Annotated in this window: 1 protein-coding gene; it reads left to right on the plus strand. The window is 39.2% G+C overall.

Annotation, left to right across the window (positions count from 1 at the left end; all coding sequences use genetic code 11):
* Nucleotides 1-877 precede the first annotated feature (877 nt).
* Nucleotides 878-2,278, plus strand: coding sequence for a guanitoxin biosynthesis MATE family efflux transporter GntT (gene gntT, locus OSCI_RS00790; protein ID WP_007352927.1), 1,401 nt, complete (start codon nt 878-880; stop codon nt 2,276-2,278).
* Nucleotides 2,279-2,306: the final 28 nt, after the last annotated feature.

A 2,306-nucleotide genomic window follows, 5' to 3' on the forward strand; every position in this document is an offset into this window, starting at 1 on the left:
TAGCTATTGTTGCATAACTTTGGAGAAGTTGTATAACGAATCTCCTCCGCATTCCCAAAAGTTGTCATGAATTCCAACTCGTTCTAAACCTCAAATTCCCGACCAAATTTTTACTAACGCTTCTTCGACCGGAGTTCGAGGAGGAACAAAAGGCATTAATTCAAACTCTCGTTCCAGTTCCAAAACATCTGAGTTATCTACAAGCTAGTTTACAGATTCAATATTGCTATTTGACAGTTCATTTGTGATTTGTTTTGGTGAAGGTAGCGCTTTGCGATCGAGTTTTCCATTAGGAGTTAGCAGCAATTATTTAAACATGACAAAATTAGAAGATATCATATATTCGGGCAACTTCTATTTTAAGAAGTTGCGGAGGTTACGGCTAACCGTGCGTTCAAAACTTTCAAAAGTTTCTGTTTTTCCAATATATCTCTTCCCAGGAAATCCGCTCGTAGCGATCGCTGCGAGCTCGATGAATCACTGGAAAACTCCACCTTCCCAAGCGATCTGCTTCCATAGAAGTTAACCGTTGTAATTGGGCGATCGAGTGAGTTTCGAAGAATTATTCTCGAATGGCCGGTTTAATCTCGGCTGAAATTGCCTCAACGCTTTTCATGCAGCGTTGCAGTTTTTCGCCTTCTTCTTATTTATTTTTCATTCCTTAGTAGGTATTTCAACTTGCTTGCCACCCTTTCAGGCTACCTAAGATAATTTCTGAATATTTTGACTTTAGATGTAGACACGGCGAATGTTTTCATGGTAGTTTCTTACAAGACACCAGCCAACAGCCTTATTGTAACTTAACCATTTTTTACTCAACCTCTAACTTTTCAAACATTCTCTTAAGGGCCAGACCCCATAACTTAATAATCAATCTATGAACCTCATACTTCCAGCTCAGTATAATTTTATACCCCGCTACTTCCGATTAGCTCTAGCCAACGTCCTATCGAGTATTATGGTTCCACTGGCCAATATAGCCAGTGTCATGTTCCTGGGCCATCTTGAAGAAATCCGCCACTTCGCTGGAGTTAACCTGGCTGGAAACTTGCTAAACTTTGTCTATTTAGTTTTATTCTTTTTACGAATGGGAACTACTGGAGTTACAGCGCAAGCAGTAGGACGAAATGACCGAGAAGGGATGTTATTGGTAGGACTGCGTAATGGTGTAATTGCTCTAGTTTTAGGTGTCGTCCTCATCCTCTTACAATACCCTTTAGGAGAACTTGGGTTTGCCCTACTCAATGTTCCCCCAGAGATCAAATCTTCAGGGCTTGCCTATCTCTATACCCAAATTTGGGGAGCGCCTGCAATTTTACTCAATTTTGTCCTGATAGGTTGGTTTCTAGGGCGAGAAAAAAATGGCTTAGTTGTGTTTTTGTCAATCCTTGGAAATGGTGGCAAAATCGCACTTGACTATCTACTTATTATCTACCTGGGATGGGAAAGTGTAGGGGCAGGAGTTTCTTATGCCACAAGCCAATATTTAGCGTTATTGGTGGGATTGATATTTTTTTTCAAGGAATTCCAGTGGCTGGAAATACGAACCCTATTTGGAAAAATATGGGATATCTCAGCTATGAAGTCTAATTTGACCCTGAATACAAACATTCTCCTCAGCAATTTAATTATTCTGATTGTCTCCTTAACATTCAGCTATCAAGGAGTACAAATGGGAACAGTAATTTATTCTCAAAATGCCTTATTGTGGCAGATATTTAGCCTTAATATATATTTTGTAGAGGGGCTGGGATTTGGCACAGAAACTTTGGTGGGAAACTTTAAAGGAAAAGGAGATTCACAACAATTAGCACCCATAGCTTTTGTTTCTCTGTCAACTGCTCTCATGGTAGGACTGTTTTTTGGTGGAGTGTGCGTGCTATTTCCCGATTTTGTTTTTAGTTTGTTCACTAACCACACTGAAGTCACCTCAAATATAAAAGTTTTTCTTCCTTGGTTACAACTGTCCTTATTATTGTGTGCAATAGGTTTTACGCTCGAAGGATACTTCTTGGGTTTAGCACAAGGAGATATTCTCCGCAATGTTAGCTTAGTCGCTTTTGTGGTCGGGTTTGTACCTACAAGTTTTGCGTTCATTAGGTTTCCAAGTAACCATCTCTTATGGTTTAGTCTATCTTTGTTTTATGCAATCAGAATGGTGATGTATATAATCAATTTATTCAGGACATTTGGCAGTGATGTTAATGATGGTGTTGGAACACTCCCGACTTTAGAAGAGAATCGTGATTTGGAAGTAGACCTATCCAAAAATTTATAATCAATAAAATTAACTCCGTAAGGAGAAG

Origin of the sequence: Kamptonema sp. PCC 6506, from assembly GCF_000180455.1 — a bacterium.
GTDB lineage: Bacteria > Cyanobacteriota > Cyanobacteriia > Cyanobacteriales > Microcoleaceae > Kamptonema > Kamptonema formosum.

Coding starts and splice junctions, on each gene's coding strand:
- gntT (WP_007352927.1), top strand. CDS start 878: ATGAACCTCATACTTCCAGCTCAGTATAATTTTATACCCCGCTACTTC.